Raw genomic sequence first — 2,294 nt, 5'->3', positions numbered from 1 at the left:
ATACAATGCTTTCACGGCATTTCCAAGCCCGTGGCCGGAATATGGGAAGCAACGTGCCCTTTGCAACGAATTTGGACGAGATGGGACCCGCCAATCGTCGTGGATCTCAGCCTGCAATGCTGCGATAGGCTTCGGCGATACCCAGGAAATCAGCCGCTTTCAGGCTGGCGCCGCCGACCAGCGCGCCATCGACGTTCCTGACGCCCAGCAGTTCGACCGCGTTGGACGGCTTGACCGAGCCGCCATAGAGAATGCGCATCCTGGCAGCGGCGGTCCCCAGCTTTTCCGACAGCTTTTCGCGGATATGCGCATGCGCCTCGGCCACATCGGCCGCCGTTGGCGTCAGGCCGGTGCCGATCGCCCACACCGGCTCGTAGGCGATAATGGTATTGGACGGCGTGGCGCTCGGCGGCACCGAGCCTTCAACCTGGCGCGAAAGCACCTCCAGCGTGGCGCCGGCTTCACGCTGCTGCTGCGTCTCGCCGATGCATACGATGGCCACCAGTCCGGCACGCCAGGCCGCGGTGGCCTTGGCCTGGACCGTCGCATCGTCCTCGCCGCGTTGTTCGCGGCATTCGGAGTGACCGACAATGACATGGCTCGCGCCCGCGTCCTTCAGCATCTCCGCCGAGATGCAGCCGGTATAGGCGCCGCTTTCCTTGGGGTGGCAGTCCTCACCGCCGGCATGGACAGGCGTGCGCGACAGGATCTCCGCCGCATGGGAAAGCAGCGTCGCGGGAACACAGACCAGTGCTTCGGTCTCGGCGTCGAGCCCGCTCATGAAACCGTTGCCGATCATCCTGAGTTCGTTCAGCGAGGCGCTGGTGCCGTTCATTTTCCAGTTGCCGGCGACAAGCGGGCGAATTCCTGGCGTCATGGTGTGCTTCTCCGGGCGATATCAGGCTCTGGCCCTCACTACCAAAATCAGGCCACAAAGCAATCGACAGTGGACCGGAAGGGCGCTATTGCGCTTGTTTCAGACTCGGCGCATGCGAAAATGCGCATAAATCGGAAGTAACCATGCTTGGTATATTGAGAAGCGCGGCAGGTACCTGGGTCGCGAAGACGCTGCTTTCGCTGCTGGTGGTCAGTTTCGCTGCCTGGGGCATCTCCGGAAAGCTCATGGGCGGCTTTGCGGGCCACGATTCGGTGATAACCGCTGGTGGAACCAAGGTATCGATCAACGAATACCGCCTTGCCTATGACCGCCAGCTCGCCGTCATGTCGCAGCAGTTCGGTCAGCGCCTCACTCATGAACAGGCAAAGGCGCTCGGCATCGACAATCAGGTGCTGGCGCAACTCGTCTCCGGTGCCGTTCTCGACGAACAGGCACGCAAGCTGGGCCTCGGCCTCTCCAAGGACCGGCTGGCTGAACTCACCCGCGAAGATCCGGCGTTCAAGGGCCCTGGCGGTCAGTTCGACCGGCGGACATTCGACTACATGCTGCACGAGGTCGGCATGCGGCCCGAGGATTACCTGAAGAACCGCGCCCAGGTGGCGGTGCGCCAGCAGATCGTCGAGGCTGTCTCGGACGGCCTCAAAGCCCCCGACACGTTCTTCAAGGCGGTCGCGCTCTACCGCGGCGAAGACCGCACCGTCGACTATCTGACATTGCCAAAGACGCTGGTCGAGCCGATCGAGGCGCCGAGCGACAGCGTGCTCCAGGCTTATTTCGAGGCCAACAAGAAAACCTACGCCGCACCTGAGTACCGCAAATTCTCCTATGTCCGCCTGGAACCGGTGGACATCATGGATACGACCGCGGTCACCGACCAGCAGGTCAGTGACGACTACAACAAGAACAAGGCGCGCTACACCACACCCGAAATGCGCACCATCGAGCAGCTTGTGTTCAAGACGCCGGATGCCGCGAAGGCAGCGCTCGATTCGCTCAAGGCAGGTGCCACCTTCGACAAGCTGGTGACCGCCGAAGGCAAGACCCCGGCCGATATCCTGCTTGGCACGCTCGCCAAGGACAAGATCGCCGACAAGGCGGTTGCCGATGCCGCCTTCGCGCTCAATGCCAATGAAGTCAGCCAGGTCGTTCAGGGCACCTTCGGTCCAGTGCTGCTGCGCGTGACCGAGATCAAGCCCGAGGTGGTGAAGCCGCTTGCCGAAGTGTCCGACCAGATCCGCAAGGACCTGGCGCTGGGTGAGGCAAGCCGCATCCTTTTGGATGTGCACGACAATTATGAGGACACCCGTGCATCGGGCAGTTCGCTGGCCGACGCGGCCGCCAAATTGAAGCTCAAGGACATCACCATCGACGCCATCGATCGCAATGGCCTGAGGCC

The 2,294-nt window shown here is 62.2% G+C and carries 2 protein-coding genes; one reads left to right on the top strand and one right to left on the bottom strand.

From position 1 onward, the window contains the following. Positions 1–106: 106 nt before the first annotated feature. Positions 107–877, bottom strand: coding sequence for a triose-phosphate isomerase (tpiA, locus tag EOA36_RS33645; protein ID WP_127281035.1), 771 nt, complete (start codon positions 875–877; stop codon positions 107–109). A 143-nt stretch (positions 878–1,020) separates the two neighbouring features. On the opposite strand from tpiA, the gene EOA36_RS33640 reads away from it, so the two are divergent. Further along, on the top strand, positions 1,021–2,294 hold a 1,274-nt coding region (locus tag EOA36_RS33640), incomplete at its 3' end, for a SurA N-terminal domain-containing protein (protein WP_127281034.1).

The sequence above is a fragment of the Mesorhizobium sp. M8A.F.Ca.ET.021.01.1.1 genome (assembly GCF_003998025.1).
Lineage (GTDB): Bacteria > Pseudomonadota > Alphaproteobacteria > Rhizobiales > Rhizobiaceae > Mesorhizobium.
This window is presented reverse-complemented; position numbering and strand designations above follow the sequence as displayed.